Raw genomic sequence first — 17794 nt, 5'->3', positions numbered from 1 at the left:
ACCGACTCCACAACCGAAAGCGGGCCCAGAGCACAGGCACACAACGCCCCGCACCCGCCGGGCGCACTGTGGGCAGCGCTGTCGTGCCCTGGCAGCCTACGGAGAGCCGACCGGAACAGAACCCAGAAAACAGGAAACGCCCCGGACAATGAAGTCCGGGGCGTTTCCTGATCATGTTGAATGTCGGCGGCGACCTACTCTCCCACACCCTGGCGAGTGCAGTACCATCGGCGCTGGAAGGCTTAGCTACCGGGTTCGGAATGGGACCGGGCGTTCCCCTACCGCAATGACCACCGACAACACTATTCAACAAACCCCCACACAAACATGGGGGGACCTACGAACACACAACCCGCACAGGGTTGTGGGCTCAGGGTCACACAGTGGATGCGAACAACTCGTTGTGGCAAGCCCTCGGCCTATTAGTACCGGTCAACTCCACCCCTCACAGGGCTTCCATCTCCGGCCTATCAACCCAGTCATCTCCTGGGAGCCTTACCCACTCAAAGGTGGTGGGAGACCTCATCTTGGAACAGGCTTCCCGCTTAGATGCCTTCAGCGGTTATCCCTCCCGAACATAGCCAACCAGCCGTGCCCCTGGCGGGACAACTGGCACACCAGAGGTTCGTCCGTCCCGGTCCTCTCGTACTAGGGACAGCCTTCCTCAAGTCTCCAACGCGCGCGGCGGATAGGGACCGAACTGTCTCACGACGTTCTAAACCCAGCTCGCGTACCGCTTTAATGGGCGAACAGCCCAACCCTTGGGACCTACTCCAGCCCCAGGATGCGACGAGCCGACATCGAGGTGCCAAACCATGCCGTCGATATGGACTCTTGGGCAAGATCAGCCTGTTATCCCCGGGGTACCTTTTATCCGTTGAGCGACACCCCTTCCACAAGGTGGTGCCGGATCACTAGTCCCGACTTTCGTCCCTGCTCGACCCGTCAGTCTCACAGTCAAGCTCCCTTGTGCACTTACACTCAACACCTGATTGCCAACCAGGCTGAGGGAACCTTTGGGCGCCTCCGTTACTCTTTGGGAGGCAACCGCCCCAGTTAAACTACCCACCAGGCACTGTCCCTGAACCAGATCATGGCCCGAGGTTAAGACACCCAATTCGACCAGAGTGGTATTTCAACAACGACTCCACCACCACTGGCGTGATAGCTTCACAGTCTCCCACCTATCCTACACAAGCCGAACCGAGCACCAATACCAAGCTATAGTAAAGGTCCCGGGGTCTTTCCGTCCTGCCGCGCGTAACGAGCATCTTTACTCGTAGTGCAATTTCGCCGAGTCTGTGGTCGAGACAGCGCCCAAGTCGTTACGCCATTCGTGCAGGTCGGAACTTACCCGACAAGGAATTTCGCTACCTTAGGATGGTTATAGTTACCACCGCCGTTTACTGGCGCTTAAATTCTCCGCTTCGCCCCACAAGGGGACTAACAGGTCCTCTTAACGTTCCAGCACCGGGCAGGCGTCAGTCCGTATACATCGTCTTGCGACTTCGCACGGACCTGTGTTTTTAGTAAACAGTCGCTTGGGCCTGGTCTCTGCGACCGGCCATCCCTAGCCCGCACGGGGCATCAAGACAACCGGCCCTCCTTCTCCCGAAGTTACGGAGGTATTTTGCCGAATTCCTTAACCACAGTTCGCTCGATCGCCTCGGTATTCTCTACCTGACCACCTGTGTCGGTTTGGGGTACGGGCCGCAACAGCACTCGCTAGAGGCTTTTCTCGACAGCATGGGATCACCCTCTTCGCCTCAATCGGCTACGCATCACCTCTCACCCTTCACGACCCCCCGGATTTACCTAGGAGATCAGGCTACAGGCTTACACCACGACAACCACCGCGTGGCGGAGCTACCCTCCTGCGTCACCCCATCACTTGCCTACTACCAGATCGGATCCCACGCTCCCCCACAAACAACACTCCCGAAGGAGCGAAGGTGGGTTCGGATGGTTAGCATCACCAGCCTCGGCATGGACGCACTATCACGAGCACGGGAATATCAACCCGTTGTCCATCGACTACGCCTGACGGCCTCGCCTTAGGTCCCGGCTCACCCTGGGCGGAACAACCTGGCCCAGGAACCCTTGGTCATCCGGCGGCAGAGATTCTCACTCTGCATTCGCTACTCATGCCTGCATTCTCACTCCCACACCCTCCACCCGTAAATCACTCCCGGGCTTCACCAGACGCAGGACGCTCCCCTACCCAACAACACCACAAAGATGTCATTGCCACGGCTTCGGCGGTGCGCTTGAGCCCCGCTACATTGTCGGCGCAGGACCACTTGACCAGTGAGCTATTACGCACTCTTTCAAGGGTGGCTGCTTCTAAGCCAACCTCCTGGTTGTCCGGGCGATCCCACATCCTTTCCCACTTAGCGCACGCTTAGGGGCCTTAGCCGGTGATCTGGGCTGTTTCCCTCTCGACCACGAAGCTTATCCCCCGCAGTCTCACTGCCGCGCTCTCACTCACCGGCATTCGGAGTTTGGCTGACTTCGGTAAGCTTGTCGGCCCCCTAGGCCATCCAGTGCTCTACCTCCGGCGAGAAACACACGACGCTGCACCTAAATGCATTTCGGGGAGAACCAGCTATCACGAAGTTTGATTGGCCTTTCACCCCTACCCACAGCTCATCCCCCAGGTTTTCAACCCTGGTGGGTTCGGGCCTCCACGACGTCTTACCGACGCTTCACCCTGGCCATGGGTAGATCACTCCGCTTCGGGTCTACACCCCGCGACTCAACCGCCCTATTCGGACTCGCTTTCGCTACGGCTACCCCACACAGGTTAACCTCGCCACGAAGCATAACTCGCAGGCTCATTCTTCAAAAGGCACGCCATCACCCCGCAAGGCTCTGACGGCTTGTAAGCACACGGTTTCAGGTACTATTTCACTCCCCTCCCGGGGTACTTTTCACCTTTCCCTCACGGTACTTGTCCGCTATCGGTCACCAGGTAGTATTTAGGCTTGACGGGTGGTCCCGCCAGATTCACAGCGAATTTCACGGGCTCGCTGCTACTCGAGAACAATGCCCACAACAGAACCAAACATTTTCGCGTACGGGGCTATCACCCACTACGGCCGACCATCCCAGAATCGTTCCGCTAACACCGGTTCATGCTGTCCCACCCTCGGCAGAAGATGAACGACACGCCTCACAACCCCGCACCCGCAACGCCTGCCGGCTTGACACGGACACGGTTTAGCCTCATCCGCTTTCGCTCGCCACTACTCACGGAATCACTATTGTTTTCTCTTCCTGTGGGTACTGAGATGTTTCACTTCCCCACGTTCCCTCCACGCACCCTATGAATTCAGGTACGGGTAACGCCCCATGACGGGCGCTGGGTTTCCCCATTCGGACACCCTCGGATCACAGCTCGGTTGACAGCTCCCCGAGGCCTATCGCGGCCTCCCACGTCCTTCATCGGCTCCTGATGCCCAGGCATCCACCATGTGCTCTTAACAACTTGACCACAACAAGATGCTCGCATCCACTATGCAACACTCAACCCACAACCACACCCAACCAAGAACAACCACCACCCACCACAAGCAGGCGTTAGGAAGCCCCCGACCAGAGCGGCCAAAGAAAACAACCCGTTCACCAGGTGTCTCCTCAGGACCCAACAGTGTGCCAAGCCAAACCGGTCCAACGAACTGCGTTCCACCCAACGCACCCAACCCACAGACGGAGCTGATGATGCGATTCAATGAAGGAACCACAGAAACCCACAGAGCAAAACCCTGCAGAGCCATGTGATGCCCCATCACATGATGGGACTCCTTAGAAAGGAGGTGATCCAGCCGCACCTTCCGGTACGGCTACCTTGTTACGACTTCGTCCCAATCGCCAGTCCCACCTTCGACAGCTCCCTCCACAAGGGTTGGGCCGCCGGCTTCGGGTGTTACCAACTTTCGTGACGTGACGGGCGGTGTGTACAAGGCCCGGGAACGTATTCACCGCAGCGTTGCTGATCTGCGATTACTAGCGACTCCAACTTCACGGGGTCGAGTTGCAGACCCCGATCCGAACTGAGACTCACTTTAAGGGATTCGCTCCACCTCACGGTCTCGCAGCCCTCTGTATGAGCCATTGTAGCATGTGTGAAGCCCTGGACATAAGGGGCATGATGACTTGACGTCATCCCCACCTTCCTCCGAGTTGACCCCGGCAGTCTCCCATGAGTCCCCACCATAACGTGCTGGCAACATGGAACAAGGGTTGCGCTCGTTGCGGGACTTAACCCAACATCTCACGACACGAGCTGACGACAGCCATGCACCACCTGCACACCAACCACAAGGGAAGCCCTATCTCTAGGGATGTCTGGTGCATGTCAAACCCAGGTAAGGTTCTTCGCGTTGCATCGAATTAATCCACATGCTCCGCCGCTTGTGCGGGCCCCCGTCAATTCCTTTGAGTTTTAGCCTTGCGGCCGTACTCCCCAGGCGGGGCGCTTAATGCGTTAGCTGCGGCACAGAAACCGTGGAATGGTCCCCACACCTAGCGCCCAACGTTTACGGCGTGGACTACCAGGGTATCTAATCCTGTTCGCTCCCCACGCTTTCGCTCCTCAGCGTCAGTATCGGCCCAGAGACCCGCCTTCGCCACCGGTGTTCCTCCTGATATCTGCGCATTTCACCGCTACACCAGGAATTCCAGTCTCCCCTGCCGAACTCAAGTGATGCCCGTATCGACCGCACGCTCAGAGTTAAGCCCCAAGTTTTCACGGCCGACGCGACACACCGCCTACGAGCTCTTTACGCCCAATAATTCCGGACAACGCTCGCACCCTACGTGTTACCGCGGCTGCTGGCACGTAGTTGGCCGGTGCTTCTTCTCCAGGTACCGTCAATCACTCTTCGTCCCTGGCGAAAGAGGTTTACAACCCGAAGGCCGTCATCCCCCACGCGGCGTCGCTGCGTCAGGCTTCCGCCCATTGCGCAATATTCCCCACTGCTGCCTCCCGTAGGAGTCTGGGCCGTGTCTCAGTCCCAGTGTGGCCGGTCGCCCTCTCAGGCCGGCTACCCGTCACCGCCTTGGTAGGCCATCACCCCACCAACAAGCTGATAGGCCGCGGGCCCATCCCCCACCGAAAAAACTTTCCACCACCAACCATGCAGCCAGTGGTCCTATCCGGTATTAGACCCAGTTTCCCAGGCTTATCCCAGAGTGGAGGGCAGGTCACCCACGTGTTACTCACCCGTTCGCCGCTCGTGTACCCCCGAAAGGGCCTTACCGCTCGACTTGCATGTGTTAAGCACGCCGCCAGCGTTCGTCCTGAGCCAGGATCAAACTCTCCAACAAAACCCTGACAAACAAACACTGGCCACAACACCCGACGGGATCGAATGCTGCAACCAAACAAACAATCTGGCACAAAACGCCAAACCGATTCAATATAGCTCGACACACTGTTGAGTTCTCAAAAGATACCCGCACCCCAATCACCCAACCCCCACACAAGGAAGCGGGATCCTGAAGACGGATCACCTTGACCCGCCAAGACAACCACACCGAGAAACTCGGCGAACCACCGGGGGTCAGTCGTCCGCGGGGCCTGTTGACCGAACCACTCAGGGCCCGTTCTGTCCGGCTCACTCGCTGACAGGAAGAAAGTTACGCCATGCGATTCGGGCACGTCAAACCGGGGTCGGAAACACCCGCTGACCTGCGCAAACCCGTCTCCGGGCCGCACGACACCGCGGTCGAGCCCGACCCTGCCGAGCGACGAACGGTCGCCCTGACGAGCTCACCTCGGATACTGGTTGACCAGCGCCGATCGCGCAAGTGGAAGCTCACGGTGGGGGTTCGAACCGGAGCTCCACCCGTCGTTCGTCCCACGCCTGCCTGCACGCCAACTGTTTTCAAGATTTTTTTCGACCGCCCGTCGCGGTGTCCGGCCGCGACGAGCGGTCGGTGGGCGGAAGGTCGTCGCCGGAGGCGACGGGCTCAGGGAGTTGATCACGATCGTCGACCGCGGGCGGCCGTTCGTCGTGGTGTCTCGTAGGCCCGGTGCATCGCCACGCGAGACTCGGCGCGTGCACTCCGACGGAGACGTCCTCCCTCCTGTCCTGCACCGGCTGCGTGCCGGCGCGGAGCTCACCGCCGCGGCCTGGTGCCGCACCCCGGGTGCGACGGGCCGGGTCCGGGCGACCGTCGTCGCCGGGCAGCTCGTGGTGGAGGCGGGCGACAGTGAGCCCCTCCGGATCACGGCGTCGCCCGTGGCGCTTCCCCTCCGGACCCGGTCGGTGGACCGGGTCGCCGTCCCGATGCTGCTCCCCCACCTGCGGGACATCGACGGTCTGTTCGCGGAGCTGCGGCGGGTCCTCGCACCGCACGGGCTCATCTCGGTCCTGGTGCCGGCGCCGCGGTCGTTCGGCTGGCACGGGTCCGCGTTGCGGAAGGCGGTCCGTGGTGCGTGGCGGCACAGGGCGGCCGTCGAGCACCCGGAGTGGCTGGCGGCCGCCGCGGACTTCGCCGTACTCGCCGACGACCGTCTCGACTTCACCCTCGACGGGGACGCAGCGTCGGTCGGCGCCGACGAACTGTGCGCGGCCGGCGTCTACCCGCCCGATCTCCCGGACCGGGCGCGTGCGGACCTCGCGGCGCACCGCACGGCGCTGCGGACGGTCCGGTTGCGGCGGGTGGTGGCCCGGCGCTGAGGATCAGTCCGCGGTGGCGATCTCGGCGACGGCCCCGGCGATCCGCAGATCCTGACCCGGGCCGCCGGCGTCGTCGACCTCCACGACGTCGGCGACGATCGCGGTGATGTTGTCGGGCCCGCCGCCCTCGTTGGCGAGCCTGATGAGCTCGTCGACGACCTGCTCCGGCTCGGCGCCGGAGGCGAGCTCGCGGTGCAGGACGTCGTCGTCGAGCACGGCGGTCACACCGTCGGAGCAGAGGAGATAGCGGTCCCCGACGAGGATGTCGACACGGTCGAGGTCCGGTTCCGGCGCGTGGTCGGTGCTCAGCGCGCGCATCAGGACGGAGCGGCGCGGGTGGTGCGCCGCCTCCTCGAGGGTGATCTGCCCCTGGTCGACGAGCTGCTGGACCATCGTGTGGTCGTGGGTGAGCCGGCTCAGCTCGCCGTCCCGCAGCAGGTAGATCCGGGAGTCCCCGATGTGGGCGAGCGCGAGCTGGTCACCGGTGAGGAGCAGCGAGACGACGGTCGTGCCCATCCCCCGCATCTCCGGCTCGTCCGCGGCGCGGCGGGCCAACCGGTCCGTGGCGTCGTTGAGCGCTTCGATCATCTCGGCCGCGAGGTCGATGTCGGTGAGGTCCTGCGGGAGTCGAGACTCCAGCTCGGTGAACACCGACACCGTCGTCGCACTCGCGATCTCGCCGTGGGCATGACCGCCCATCCCGTCGGCCACGATCAGCAGTCGGCCGGTCGTCGCTCCGGAGTCCTGGTTCGACGTCCGGCGACGGCCCACATCCGACCCGAGCGCGGATCGCAGTCCCAGCACCATGGGGACAGTATGGACGTCACGGTCCGTCAGCATCGCAGGCGAGGCCCGTTCGGCGTGTGCTTCAACCGGTCGGATGGCGCTACGCCCTGCGCACGGGCCGGATCGGGTGGTTCGTGACGGCGGAGCCGCAGCTGTGATCGCTTGCCCTCCTCGCTACGGTGGGGGCGCACCGGACGAGGTCCGGGGCGGCCGGCCCTCGTAGCTCAGCTGGATAGAGCAAGAGCCTTCTAATCTCTAGGTCGCAGGTTCGAATCCTGCCGGGGGCACTCACCTACACACCGAGTCGGTTGCTCCCGGCACGGGTGTGCTCGTCGTCGGCGTACATCGCCTCCAGACGCGGGCACGTCACTCGGCGGGACCGCTCACCGGCCCTGCCGGTCGCGGAGAAGTGCGGCGACCTCGTCCCGCGTGTACTCATCGGGTTCGTAGCTGGTTCCCTGTTGCGTCAGGCACCGCCAGCCGTCGCTCCCGTGAACCCAGGTTGCGGTGAACCGGGTGTGCGCGGAGAGGTCCTCGCCGTCGTTGGTCACGGAGAGGGTGAAGTAGTCGCCGTCGAGCTGGGCGATCGGGCCGTTCACCCGGGCCGCGGCGCGGTGGACGATGTAGGTCGCTCCTGGTTCGAGGCTCCGGACGAGCGTCAGGTAGCCGTCACGGTCGTAGCGGCGGCCGAAGACGCTGACGTAGAGGAACGCCGGGTGCAGGTACTGCTCGAGCTGGTCGACCAGTCCCGACGAGTTGCACCGGGTCCACTGCAGGAAGCGCAGTCGTAGTGCGGTCGCGATCTCGTCGTCCCACGTCCACGCGGGCGGCGGTCGGTCGGTAGCTGGGGACATCAGGATCTCCGACTCGGGAGGGGGCCGCGGGATCCGTGCGCTGCCGGACCGACCGCAGGGACACACCCATCGTGCGAGCGACCGGAGCCACCGCCCATGCACCTGCCGGAGAAAGGAATCCGTCCGGGTTGTGCGCGGCGATGGGGCGCGGATCCGCGGAGCCACGGAGGTGCGGGCCCGCCCCCGACACACGACCGTGCCCCGCCGGACGACGACGGGGCACGGTCTCGCGCACGAGCGGCAGGTCAGCGCAGGCGCACGCTAGCGTCCGGCTCGACGGCGCGGAAGGTGAAGCTCTCCTCCAGGTAGAGGTGCACCTCGCGGGCGTCGTGGTCGGAGTAGCCGATCGCCAGGTCCTGGCCGACGTCGAGCAGGAAGTCCCCGCCGCGCTGGCTGACGACGACGGCACCGTCGAGACCGTGTGCACGCAGGATCTGCCCGCCGAGGATCCGGCTCAGGTGCTCGAACAGCGGGTAGCCGCCGTGCTCGGCGGTCTCCACGATGCGGGTGTAGCCCTCGGGCGCGATCGCCATCGCGTAGGGGCCCTCGATGCCGTTGCGGCGCAGCTGGTCCACCGCACGGGCCACGGCCCCCGGGTAGGTCTCGGGGTCGTCGCCCAGGGCCACCGTGTCGTACGGCGAGACGCCCGCGATGCCCTCGAAGCCGGCCTCGGGCCAGCCGTGGAAGATCGCGCGGTTCTCGATCGCGGCGGCCGCGCGGGCGGCGCGGGCGAGGTCGTCGAACTCCGGGTCCTTCGCACCGCGCTGCAGGTCGTCGATCTCGTCGCGGGAGACCGTGAACGGGACCCGGAACTCGGCGAACGGCTGCACCCGGCGCAGGCGGGCGGTGACGCCGTCGCCGGCGACACCGGGCGGCGGCCCGTCGAGCCGCTGCGAGCGGCCGAGGTCGACCGAGGACGTCTGCCAGCCCGCGGTCCCGGTCCAGTCCGCGAGGCGACGCCCGGCCAGCAGCGGCGTCAGGCGCTCGCGGGCCTCGTCGTCGACGGCCTTCCAGGCCGTCGTGGGGATCGGCGCCTTCTCCCGCATGAGGTGGTCGTGCACGGCCATGTCTACTTTCCCTTCAGGCTGCCGATGCCGAGCCCGTCGCGGGTCGGGTCGGACGGGTCGATCTCGGCCTGGATCGCCTCGACGTAGTTCTCGGGGTCCTTGTCGGAGTTGTCGAGGCCCGCGGTGGTGGGGTGGGCGTCGAGGAACTCCGCGAACTGCTGGCCGAGGGCGTCGCGCAGGCCGGTGGTGGCGTTCAGGCGGAAGTTGGCGAGGCCCTCGTTCTCCTCCTCGCCCATGTGCTCGTCGTTCGCACGGCGGGCCGCCCAGACCCCCTCCCACCAGTGGCCGCTGCCGACGGGGCTGCGTTCGGCCTGCGCCACACCGTCACGGATCTCGTTGTGGTCCCCGATGGCGTCGAGCGTCTCGTCCTCCGGGTCCTCCCCGTGGGCGAGCAGCTGCGGGTAGAAGATCTTCTCCTCGGCCAGGGCGTGCACGTCGAGGCGCGCGGCGAGCGGCTCCCAGAGGCGGGCGAGCTCACGGGGGTCGGCGTCGCGCGCCTGGAGCTCGTCCAGGGCTGCGAACTGTCGGCGGAACCAGGCGTGGTCGTCGAGGATCAAGGTGGTGATGTCCGGCACCCGCGCAGGCTACGACGGTCCGGGGCCGCCGGCTCGCCGGAGATCCATCGGTCGCCGGTGGTGCCGGAGGAGCAGGGCGAGGTCGTCGGCGGCCGACCGCTCGTCCGGGTGCCGGCAGGTCGCGGCGGACAACGCCCGGCGCAGCCGGGGCGGCAGCTCCCCGGGGACCCGCGGAGGCCGGTGCAGCCGGGCGACGGCGGACTCCACCGTGGTCCCCAGGTACTCCCGCTCCCCGCTGAGCGCTTCGAGCAGGACCAGGCCCAGGGCGTACACGTCCGCGGCGGGGCCGACCGTCTCACCGGCGACCTGCTCGGGCGCGAGGTAGGCCGCGGTGCCCAGGACGGCGTCGGTCCGGGTCAGCGCCGAGCAGCCCAGCACGCGGGCGACGCCGAAGTCGGTGAGACGTGCCCGGCCGGTCTCGGCGCAGAGCAGGATGTTGGCGGGCTTGACGTCGCGGTGCACCACCCCACGGGCATGCAGGTGCGCGAGGCCGGACGCGATGTCGGCACCGATCCCGGCGACCTGCTCGACCGGCAACGGACCATGGGCCAGCCGAGCCGCGAGCGTCCCGCCGACGACGAGCTCGGACACCATGAACGGGCGGCCGCGGTCGACGCCCCCGCCCAGCAGCGGCACCAGGCTCCGGTGGTCCAGGTGCGCCATGGTCCGCAGCTCGCGGCACAGCCGGTCGAGGCTGCCGTCCTCGCAGCGGTCGAGGAACAGCTTGACCGCGACCGCCCGGTCCTCGTGCGGGTCCCAGTCCCGGTAGACGGTCGCGGTCGACCCGATGCCGACATGGGTCGCGAGGATGTAGCGGCCGGCGATCACGTCGGTCTCCGGGACCGCAGAGCGCATCACTGCCATGACAGACGGTGCCGCCACCACCCGGGCCCGTGTCCAGACCGGAGCAGGTCCATCACTCTCCCGGGTTGTCCTAAACGCCCCGATGGGGCTGTTCCCGGACCGGATGCCTTGCGGGACAACACCCGGGAGACGGGGTGCCCGCCCCCGGCCGGTGTCGACCGCGGCACGCGACCGGGCGACCGTCGACGGCGGGCCGTGCCGTGCGCCGGTGCCGACCGACCGCCGTCGTGCCACCGGCCGACGACGGCGTGCGGGTCGTCGCACATCCCCGACGCGGCCGCGCGGAGGAGCGCCCGGCCTGCGACGCTCGAACCGACCGTGTCCACCGTTCGAGGGAGCCAGCAGCGTCATGGCAGTCGAGACGCCCGCCGGCCCCTCCGCGGCGACGGCCCTGCTCGACGCGGGGACCGCGCCCGGATCGGCGTTGCTCCTGCGTGCGCTGCTGGAGGCCGCGCGGCTGCGCTACGTCGGACGCCCGACCACGCTGCGCTCCCGCGGGGCCCAGGTGCGGCTGGTGCCGACGGCCGTCGCGTCGTCGGGGCTCGGTGCCCGGGCGCTGACGACCGGGCGGTTCGCCACGGTCACCCTTGCCGCACGCGACGTCGTCCGGCCCGGTCTCACGCTGCGCGGGCTCACCGTGACCGCCGCGGACGTGCGGCTGCGTCCCGGCCTCGCGCCGGAGCTGGTGACCGGCCCGGTGGAGATCGAGGCCGAGCTCGACCCGGCCTGGGTCGCCGGGCGGCTGCGGGAGCACCTCCCGCAGGTCGAGGTGGGTGTCGACGACGACGGCGTCGCCCGGGCCCGGCTGCGGCGCCGTCCCGGGCTCGGGGCCGCCGACCTCGCGGTGTCGGTGGACGGGCACACCCTGTCCTGGAAGGTCACCGGCCTGACCGTCGCCGGGCGGTGGATGGGTCCACCCCGCTCGGCGGACACCCGTCGCTCGGTGCGGGCAATGGTCGACCGCAGCCCGCTGGCGGCGATCCGCTCGGGCCGGGCCGAACTCCCCGGGCTGCCCGGCGCGCTGCGGCTGCACGGGCTGGACCTCGCCCCCGGAAGGATCCTGGTGCGCGGCACGCTCGACGAGTGGCGCCGCAGCGTCCCGGTCGCGCGGATCGACGACGTGCTGCGCGGCGCGCTGTCCCTGCTGGACCTGAGCCGCTGACCCGGAACAGCTGCCCGTGCCCGCCCGTGCCCGAGCCGCCTGCACGTCGATCAGTACCTGAGCGTCGTCGTCCGACCGCGGGACAGCACTGAGGTACTGATCGACGCGCAGGGCGGGCGGTCAGCTCCGGCGGAGCCGCCGGGTGATGGCGCCCAGGCGCGAGGTCGGGCGGCGCGACGGGAGCAGGCCGGCAACGGCATCGTCGAGCAGGGAACCGATCGTCTCGGCCGCGCAGGTGCGGTTGGTGCCGATCCCTCCGGACGGGCCCCGCTTGATCCAGCCGACGACGTAGTGGCCGGGACGGCCCTCGACGCGGCCGGCGTCGTGCGGGACGAGGCCACGGTCGTCGTCGAAGGGCAGGCCGGCGACGGGACGGCCGCGGTGCCCCACGGCGCGCACGACCAGACCGGCCGGGATGTCGGTCCCGTCCGCGGTGTGCACCCCCTGGGCCCGGACGGTGCCGTCGATCCGCTCGGGCGCCGAGTGGAACCGGAACACCACCCGTGGGCGCTCGGCCGGCACCGACCAGTCGATCTTCTCCCGGCGGGCGCCGCGCAGCAGCGCGTGCGACGGGGACGCGGCGGGGCCATCGAGGGACTCGGCGATGCGCGGGTCGTGCTCGTCGACCACGACCTCGACGCCGCTGCGGCCGAGCAGCTCGCGCAGCTCCGGTGCGGTCGCGGCGACGGCCTCGGGGCCACGGCGGGCGAGCAGCACGACCTCGGTGATCGCACCGGTGCGCAGCGCGGCGAGCGCGGCCGGGTCGATCGGCGTGCCCTCCAGATCGGCGGCCGACGCGGTGAGGACCCGGGCGACGTCGATCGCGACGTTGCCGGTGCCGACCACGACGACACGCTCCACGGAGGTGTCGACGGCGTCGCGCGGCACGTCGGGGTGGCCGTTGTACCAGCCCACGACGGTGTCGGCGGCGATGCTGCCGGGCAACCCCTCCCCCGGCAGGCCCAGGTCGCGCGGCGCGGGCGCGCCCACGGCCCAGACCACCGCGTCGTGCCGGGCGGCCAGCTCGTCGGCCGAGACGTCCCGGCCGACCTCGGTGCCCAGCCGCATCCGCACCCGCGGGTGGGAGTGGAACCGGGCGAAGGACTCCCCGATCCCCTTCGTCGACGGGTGGTCGGGCGCGACCCCGAACCGCACCAGCCCGCCCGCGACGTCGAGCCGGTCGTAGAGCGTGACCGTCGACGAGGTGTGCAGCAGCAGGTCCTGTGCGGCGTACATCCCCGCGGGCCCGGTCCCGACGACGGCGACGTCGAGCGGGGCCATGTCCGCGGGCAGCGACCGCGTGAACTTCAGCGGGTACCACTCGTGGAACAGCGGGGAGTCGCCCTCCAGCTTCCCGGCGACCGGCTTGCCCTCGAAGTAGTCCGCGTTGACCTCGGCGTACCCGGCGAGCGATGCGCTCAGCCGCTCCACCGGGAAGATCGCGTCCACCGGGCAGGCGTCGGCGCAGGCCCCGCAGTCGATGCACGCCCGCGGGTCGATGTAGAGCATGTCGGTCGTGGCGAAGTCGGCCTCGTCCGGCGTGGGGTGGATGCAGTTGACCGGGCAGGCGGCGACGCACGACGCGTCGGTGCAGCAGGTCTGGGTGATCGCGAAGGGCACGGCCGGCTCCGGATCAGATCAGGTTGGCGCGACGGTAGAGGGCCAGCGCCGGCTTGGTGAGCAGGCCGCAGGAGGACAGGAACTCCATGAGCCCGGCGCAGGAGGACCGCAGCAGTGCCTTGTGGTGCTCGTTGTTCCGCGCCTCGCGCAGCGCGCGCTTCCGGTCGAGGCCCGCGTTCTCGTACAGGTCCTCGTTCCACATGGCGGTGACGATCTCGTAGGCGGCCAGGGCCACGAACAGGGCCTGGACCTGGCGGCGCAGCGGGCCCGCCCCGCGGAGACGGTCACGCGTCTCCTCGCGGGCGAACTTCATGTGCCGCGACTCCTCGACCACGTGGATGTTGTTGATCGTCCGGACGAACGGGACGACGCGCTCGTCGCGCATCCAGTCCCGCTGCATCACGTCGAGGACCTCCTCGGCGACGAGGATGGAGGCGTAGGCGGCCTCACCGGAGTAGACGGCCGCGCAGAGCCGGCCCATCGCGACGACACGCTTCTTCGGGATGTAGGCCGGGGCGCCGAGCTTGGCCGAACCGCGGGCGAACATGATCGAGTGGCGGCACTCGTCGGCGATCTCGGTCAGCGCCCACTGGAACGCCGGGTCGGTCGGGTCCTTCGCGTAGAAGTCCCGCAGGATCAGCTGCTGCAGGATCATCTCGAACCAGATGCCGGTCGAGGCGACCGACGCCGATTCCTGGCGGGTCAGCTCCTTGCGCTGCTCCTCGGTCAGCTCGGCCCAGTAGGCGGTGCCGTAGAGGCTGCTCCACTCCGGGCTCATGCCGTGGTAGTCGCGGTCCAGCGGCGTGTCCCAGTCGACCTGGGTGGCCGGGTCGAACGAGAGCTCCTCGGAGGACCGCAGGAGGCGCTCGGCGGTGTCGTGCCGATCCTCCGCGTGCCGGTCGTTCCCGGCCTCGAGCCCGTGCTCCGGAACGGTGGCGGTCATGTCGACTCCTCGCAGACAACGACGTCAATGCTGTAACCACCGGTAACGTTACCACCGGTTACACGTGACGCAAGCCCCCCGAGCGCACGGCGGCCCGATCACCGGCCGACGACACCGGTGCGGGTGACGCACCGCCCACCCGGGAGGGTTATCGTTGCGATGCGCAACTAACTGGGAGGTCGCGACGTGACACCGGAACGGGACGGACCTGCGGTCGTCGGCACCGTGCGGGGGCGGTCCGGCACCCCCGTGCCGGGCGCGACCGTCACCGTCACCGACCTCGACGGCCGCCAGCACGGGCGGACCGCCAGCGGCGACGACGGCACCTACGCCGTGCCCCTGGGCACCGGCGGGACGTACCTGGTGGTGACCCGCACCGACGGCGCCGGGCCCGACGCCGGGCTGGTCGCCGTCGGCGCGTCCCCCGCCCGGCACGACGTGACCGTCGCCGGCGGCGGCACGGTGCGGGGCACCCTGACCGACGCGACGGGCCACCCGGTCGGTGCCGCCGCCGTCACACTGAGGTGTTCTCAGTAGCGGGGTGGCAGGTCGTGGCGACACGCCGAGGGTGGTGAGATGAGCGGGAACGGGGCAGGACCCCGGTAGATCGGTTCGGTCCAGCACAGATCGACACCGTCACCGAGGTCCTGCATGTCTGATCCTGTCACCTACACCGCTGTCCTCCCGATCGGGGAGCGCACCGTGGCCTATCTGGCGCGGCTCCTGGTCCTTCAACGCCGTCGACGTGGCACCCGGCGGCGGGCGTTGACCCCGTTCGCCCAGGCAGTGCTGGTGATCCGCTGGTTCTGTGATGCTACCCGGGTCCGATGTTCGGCCGGTGACAACGCGATCAGCACTGCAACGGCCTACCGTTACCTGCACGAAGGCATCGACGTCCTCGCCGCGGCCGCACCCGGCCTGCACGGAGCCCTGCTCGCCGCCCGCACAGCCGGGCACACCCACGTGAATCTCGACGGCACCCTGATCGCCACCGACCGGTGCCGCGCGCTCGGCCTCACCCCCGGGGTCGACCTGTGGTGGTCGGGCAAGCACCGCCGCCACGGCGGGAACATCCAGGTCCTCACCGCACCTGATGGATGGCCGCTATGGACCAGCGACGTGCGGCCGGGCCGCGAGCACGACACCCGCTGCGCCCGTACCCACCCCGGGCTGCTCGAGGGCCTGGCCGCGTTCACCGACGACACCCACGCCGCGCTGGGCGACCTCGGCTACGAAGGCGAAGCCGACCGGCTCACCGTGCCCATCAAACTCGCCCCCGGCCGCGGGCAGACGGTCAACCAGCGCACCGTCAACACCCTGCACTCAGCCCTTCGTGCTCTGGCCGAACGCGGAAACGCCCTGCTCAAGACCACCTTCGCCGCGTTGCGGCGAGTCACGCTATGTCCCTGGCGCACCGGCGCGATCACCGCAGCTGCGCTCGTACTACTCCACACCGAGTACGACCGCACGACATGATCAACCCGCTACTGAGAACACCTCACTGATCGACACCGCGGGCGAGGTCGTCGCGCACACGCCGACCGACCCGGCCGGCCGGTTCCTGGTCGAGACCCCCGGCACCGGCCCGCACACCCTCACCGCGACCGCACCCGGGCACGGGCCGCTGGCCCGCACCGTCGACGCCGACCCGGCCGCGCCGCCGGTGGAGCTGCGCTTCCCCGCCCTGGCCGGGATCGCCGGCGTCGCCCGCAGCGGCGACGGCCGCCCGGTGCCCGGGGCTCGGATCGTGATCGGCGACAGCGACGGCCGCACCGTCGCCGAGACCACCACCGGCCGGGACGGCAGCTACGAGCTGCACGGGCTCCCGCCCGGACGGCACGAGCTGACCGCGAGCGGCTGGGCGCCGGTCGTCGTCGCGGTGCAGGTGGCACGGGGGGCGACCACGCCGGTCGAGGTGCGCTTCGGCGCCCCGGACCCGACCGACGACGACCGGATCGGCGGCCCGACGCGGACGGAGCACGGACATGGCTGAGCTCTACGGACGGCTGAGCACCCCCGACGGCTGGCCGGTGACCGGCGCGACGGTCACCGTCATGGACGCCACCGGCGTGCAGCGGGGCCGGGCGGCCAGCCGGGCCGACGGCGGGTTCGCGGTGGCGGAGCTGGCGCCGGGGCCGCACACGGTCGTCGTCGCCGCCGCGGGGTACGAGCCCTCCGCGCGGGCGGTCTCCCTCGCCGGGGACGGCGTCGACCTGGGCCGCGTCGAGCTCGCCAGGGCCGGCGGCGCGGTGCTGCCCACCCCGGGGCTGTGGCGGATCGACCCGCAGCACTCCAGCATCCGGGCCACCGCGCTGCACCTGGGTATGAGCCGCATCCACGGCAGGCTGCGCCGGTTCTCCGGCGACCTGCGGGTGGCCGACCCGTTCGAGGCCAGCTCGGTCAGTGTGTCGATCGACGCGGGATCGGTGGACTCCGACGACCCCGACCGCGACTCCCACCTGCGGACCGCGGACTTCCTCGACGTCGAGACCCACCCGGCCATCGGCTACGAGGGCGACGGCCTGACCCGGGTCGACGCCACCCGCTGGACGGTGCACGGGATGCTCTCGCTCAAGGGCGTCAAGGCGCCGGTCGACCTGCACATGACCTACGGCGGCACCGGCCCCGACCTGTGGGGCGGCACCCGGGCGGCGTTCACCGCCACCACCGAGATCTCCCGCGACGAGTTCGCGATCGACTGGAACCAGTCGGTGCTGGCCGGCGTGCTCGCCGTCGGGCGGACGCTGCGGATCGACCTCGACGTGCAGGCCGTCCTGCAGGAGGCTCCGCACGCGTGATCGCCCCGCCCGGGAGATCCCGGACGGGGCGATCCCGGCCCGCCTGCCCCGTGCGAGCCGGTTGCACCCCGGGCGGCCCTGTGCACGACCGTCCGGGGCGGACCGGTCAGCTCAGGCCGTCGAGCGCCCCGAACACGGGCGCGGTCAGGTCGACCGGGGTCAGCAGGTCCTTCGGCAGCGGCGCCGCCGGGACGTCCTTGAGCAGGTACACGGGGGTGTTCCCACCCGGCCGGTCACCGGCGGACGGGTTCAGCTCGGCCGAGTCGCTCGGGGTCGCCTCGCCGTCGTAGTGCCAGACGGTGCCGTCGTAGTGGGCGTCTCCGTGGCCGTGGCGCTGGTGGCCCTCGTCGGCGTGCGCGAGCCCGCCGGCCAGGGTGGCCAGCGCCCCGGCGCCGGCGACGGCGGCCAGTGCGCGGGCGGTGGTGCGTGCGGTCATGGT

14 protein-coding genes, 1 tRNA gene and 3 rRNA genes are annotated in these 17794 nt (G+C 68.6%); 7 read left to right on the top strand and 11 right to left on the bottom strand.

Going from position 1 to position 17794, the window contains the following annotated elements; translation table 11 throughout:
- Positions 1 to 181: 181 nt before the first annotated feature.
- The 3 genes from rrf to Ae505Ps2_RS14535 form a co-directional block, all read right to left on the bottom strand.
- Positions 182 to 298, bottom strand: a 5S ribosomal RNA gene (gene rrf, locus Ae505Ps2_RS14545).
- 104 nt (positions 299 to 402) lie between these two features.
- Positions 403 to 3493, bottom strand: a 23S ribosomal RNA gene (locus Ae505Ps2_RS14540).
- 315 nt (positions 3494 to 3808) lie between these two features.
- Positions 3809 to 5328: ribosomal RNA gene (locus Ae505Ps2_RS14535) — 16S ribosomal RNA — on the bottom strand.
- Together the 16S, 23S and 5S rRNA genes form the textbook arrangement of a ribosomal RNA operon.
- Positions 5329 to 6062: 734 nt before the next feature.
- On the opposite strand from Ae505Ps2_RS14535, the gene Ae505Ps2_RS14530 reads away from it, so the two are divergent.
- Positions 6063 to 6686, top strand: a complete 624-nt coding sequence (locus Ae505Ps2_RS14530; RefSeq protein ID WP_075307702.1) for a methyltransferase domain-containing protein — start codon at positions 6063 to 6065, stop codon at positions 6684 to 6686.
- A 3-nt stretch (positions 6687 to 6689) separates the two neighbouring features.
- On the opposite strand, the gene Ae505Ps2_RS14525 is transcribed toward Ae505Ps2_RS14530, so the two are convergent.
- Positions 6690 to 7493: a PP2C family serine/threonine-protein phosphatase gene (locus Ae505Ps2_RS14525; RefSeq protein ID WP_075307704.1), complete on the bottom strand. Its 804-nt coding sequence runs from the start codon at positions 7491 to 7493 to the stop codon at positions 6690 to 6692.
- Between the two features lie 192 nt (positions 7494 to 7685).
- Between Ae505Ps2_RS14525 and Ae505Ps2_RS14520 the strand changes: the two genes are divergently transcribed.
- Positions 7686 to 7759: transfer RNA gene (locus Ae505Ps2_RS14520), tRNA-Arg, on the top strand.
- Between the two features lie 96 nt (positions 7760 to 7855).
- On the opposite strand, the gene Ae505Ps2_RS14515 is transcribed toward Ae505Ps2_RS14520, so the two are convergent.
- From Ae505Ps2_RS14515 to Ae505Ps2_RS14500, 4 genes are all read right to left on the bottom strand, one after another.
- A complete protein-coding gene (locus Ae505Ps2_RS14515; protein WP_075307706.1) occupies positions 7856 to 8326 on the bottom strand; it encodes a nuclear transport factor 2 family protein in 471 nt (156 codons plus the stop codon).
- Between the two features lie 245 nt (positions 8327 to 8571).
- Positions 8572 to 9393, bottom strand: a complete 822-nt coding sequence (locus Ae505Ps2_RS14510) for a family 1 encapsulin nanocompartment shell protein (protein ID WP_060711063.1) — start codon at positions 9391 to 9393, stop codon at positions 8572 to 8574.
- 2 nt (positions 9394 to 9395) lie between these two features.
- A complete protein-coding gene (locus Ae505Ps2_RS14505) occupies positions 9396 to 9968 on the bottom strand; it encodes a hemerythrin domain-containing protein (RefSeq protein WP_075307708.1) in 573 nt (190 codons plus the stop codon).
- 9 nt (positions 9969 to 9977) lie between these two features.
- Positions 9978 to 10823, bottom strand: a complete 846-nt coding sequence (locus Ae505Ps2_RS14500) for a serine/threonine-protein kinase (RefSeq protein WP_075553702.1) — start codon at positions 10821 to 10823, stop codon at positions 9978 to 9980.
- A gap of 358 nt (positions 10824 to 11181) precedes the next feature.
- Here Ae505Ps2_RS14500 and Ae505Ps2_RS14495 point away from each other — a divergent pair, with 358 nt between their 5' ends.
- Entirely contained in the window at positions 11182 to 11994 is an 813-nt protein-coding gene (locus tag Ae505Ps2_RS14495) for a hypothetical protein (protein WP_075307712.1), read from the top strand.
- A gap of 120 nt (positions 11995 to 12114) precedes the next feature.
- On the opposite strand, the gene Ae505Ps2_RS14490 is transcribed toward Ae505Ps2_RS14495, so the two are convergent.
- Together Ae505Ps2_RS14490 and Ae505Ps2_RS14485 are read right to left on the bottom strand one after the other, a co-directional pair.
- Positions 12115 to 13614, bottom strand: coding sequence for an FAD-dependent oxidoreductase (locus Ae505Ps2_RS14490; protein ID WP_075307714.1), 1500 nt, complete (start codon positions 13612 to 13614; stop codon positions 12115 to 12117).
- 13 nt (positions 13615 to 13627) lie between these two features.
- On the bottom strand, positions 13628 to 14557 hold the full coding sequence (locus Ae505Ps2_RS14485) for a diiron oxygenase (protein ID WP_020627538.1): 930 nt from the start codon (positions 14555 to 14557) through the stop codon (positions 13628 to 13630).
- A gap of 186 nt (positions 14558 to 14743) precedes the next feature.
- Here Ae505Ps2_RS14485 and Ae505Ps2_RS14480 point away from each other — a divergent pair, with 186 nt between their 5' ends.
- The 4 genes from Ae505Ps2_RS14480 (at position 14744) to Ae505Ps2_RS14465 (ending at position 17355) form a co-directional block, all read left to right on the top strand.
- Positions 14744 to 15094 (top strand): carboxypeptidase-like regulatory domain-containing protein, encoded by a 351-nt coding sequence (locus Ae505Ps2_RS14480; RefSeq protein WP_075553701.1) that lies wholly within the window; start codon positions 14744 to 14746, stop codon positions 15092 to 15094.
- 114 nt (positions 15095 to 15208) lie between these two features.
- Positions 15209 to 16033, top strand: coding sequence for a transposase family protein (locus Ae505Ps2_RS14475; RefSeq protein WP_075553319.1), 825 nt, complete (start codon positions 15209 to 15211; stop codon positions 16031 to 16033).
- A gap of 187 nt (positions 16034 to 16220) precedes the next feature.
- Positions 16221 to 16550, top strand: coding sequence for a carboxypeptidase-like regulatory domain-containing protein (locus Ae505Ps2_RS32015; RefSeq protein WP_075553700.1), 330 nt, complete (start codon positions 16221 to 16223; stop codon positions 16548 to 16550).
- Positions 16543 to 17355 carry a YceI family protein gene (locus Ae505Ps2_RS14465; RefSeq protein WP_020627540.1) on the top strand — a complete coding sequence of 271 codons (813 nt, stop codon included), beginning with the start codon at positions 16543 to 16545 and terminating at the stop codon, positions 17353 to 17355. The genes Ae505Ps2_RS32015 and Ae505Ps2_RS14465 overlap by 8 nt, the downstream gene beginning before the upstream one ends.
- 106 nt (positions 17356 to 17461) lie before the next feature.
- On the opposite strand, the gene Ae505Ps2_RS14460 is transcribed toward Ae505Ps2_RS14465, so the two are convergent.
- A complete protein-coding gene (locus tag Ae505Ps2_RS14460; protein ID WP_020627541.1) occupies positions 17462 to 17791 on the bottom strand; it encodes a hypothetical protein in 330 nt (109 codons plus the stop codon).
- Positions 17792 to 17794: the final 3 nt, after the last annotated feature.

The organism is Pseudonocardia sp. Ae505_Ps2, assembly GCF_001932425.1.
In the GTDB taxonomy this organism is placed as follows: Bacteria; Actinomycetota; Actinomycetes; order Mycobacteriales; family Pseudonocardiaceae; genus Pseudonocardia.
This window is presented reverse-complemented; position numbering and strand designations above follow the sequence as displayed.

Bases quoted from the DNA above. Each gene is read 5' to 3' on its own strand.
- Ae505Ps2_RS14525 (WP_075307704.1), bottom strand. From the start codon at position 7,493: ATGGTGCTGGGACTGCGATCCGCGCTCGGGTCGGATGTGGGCCGTCGC.
- Ae505Ps2_RS14515 (WP_075307706.1), bottom strand. From the start codon at position 8,326: ATGTCCCCAGCTACCGACCGACCGCCGCCCGCGTGGACGTGGGACGAC.
- Ae505Ps2_RS14510 (WP_060711063.1), bottom strand. From the start codon at position 9,393: ATGGCCGTGCACGACCACCTCATGCGGGAGAAGGCGCCGATCCCCACG.
- Ae505Ps2_RS14500 (WP_075553702.1), bottom strand. From the start codon at position 10,823: ATGCGCTCTGCGGTCCCGGAGACCGACGTGATCGCCGGCCGCTACATC.
- Ae505Ps2_RS14495 (WP_075307712.1), top strand. From the start codon at position 11,182: ATGGCAGTCGAGACGCCCGCCGGCCCCTCCGCGGCGACGGCCCTGCTC.
- Ae505Ps2_RS14485 (WP_020627538.1), bottom strand. From the start codon at position 14,557: ATGACCGCCACCGTTCCGGAGCACGGGCTCGAGGCCGGGAACGACCGG.
- Ae505Ps2_RS14475 (WP_075553319.1), top strand. From the start codon at position 15,209: ATGTCTGATCCTGTCACCTACACCGCTGTCCTCCCGATCGGGGAGCGC.
- Ae505Ps2_RS14465 (WP_020627540.1), top strand. From the start codon at position 16,543: ATGGCTGAGCTCTACGGACGGCTGAGCACCCCCGACGGCTGGCCGGTG.
- Ae505Ps2_RS14460 (WP_020627541.1), bottom strand. From the start codon at position 17,791: ATGACCGCACGCACCACCGCCCGCGCACTGGCCGCCGTCGCCGGCGCC.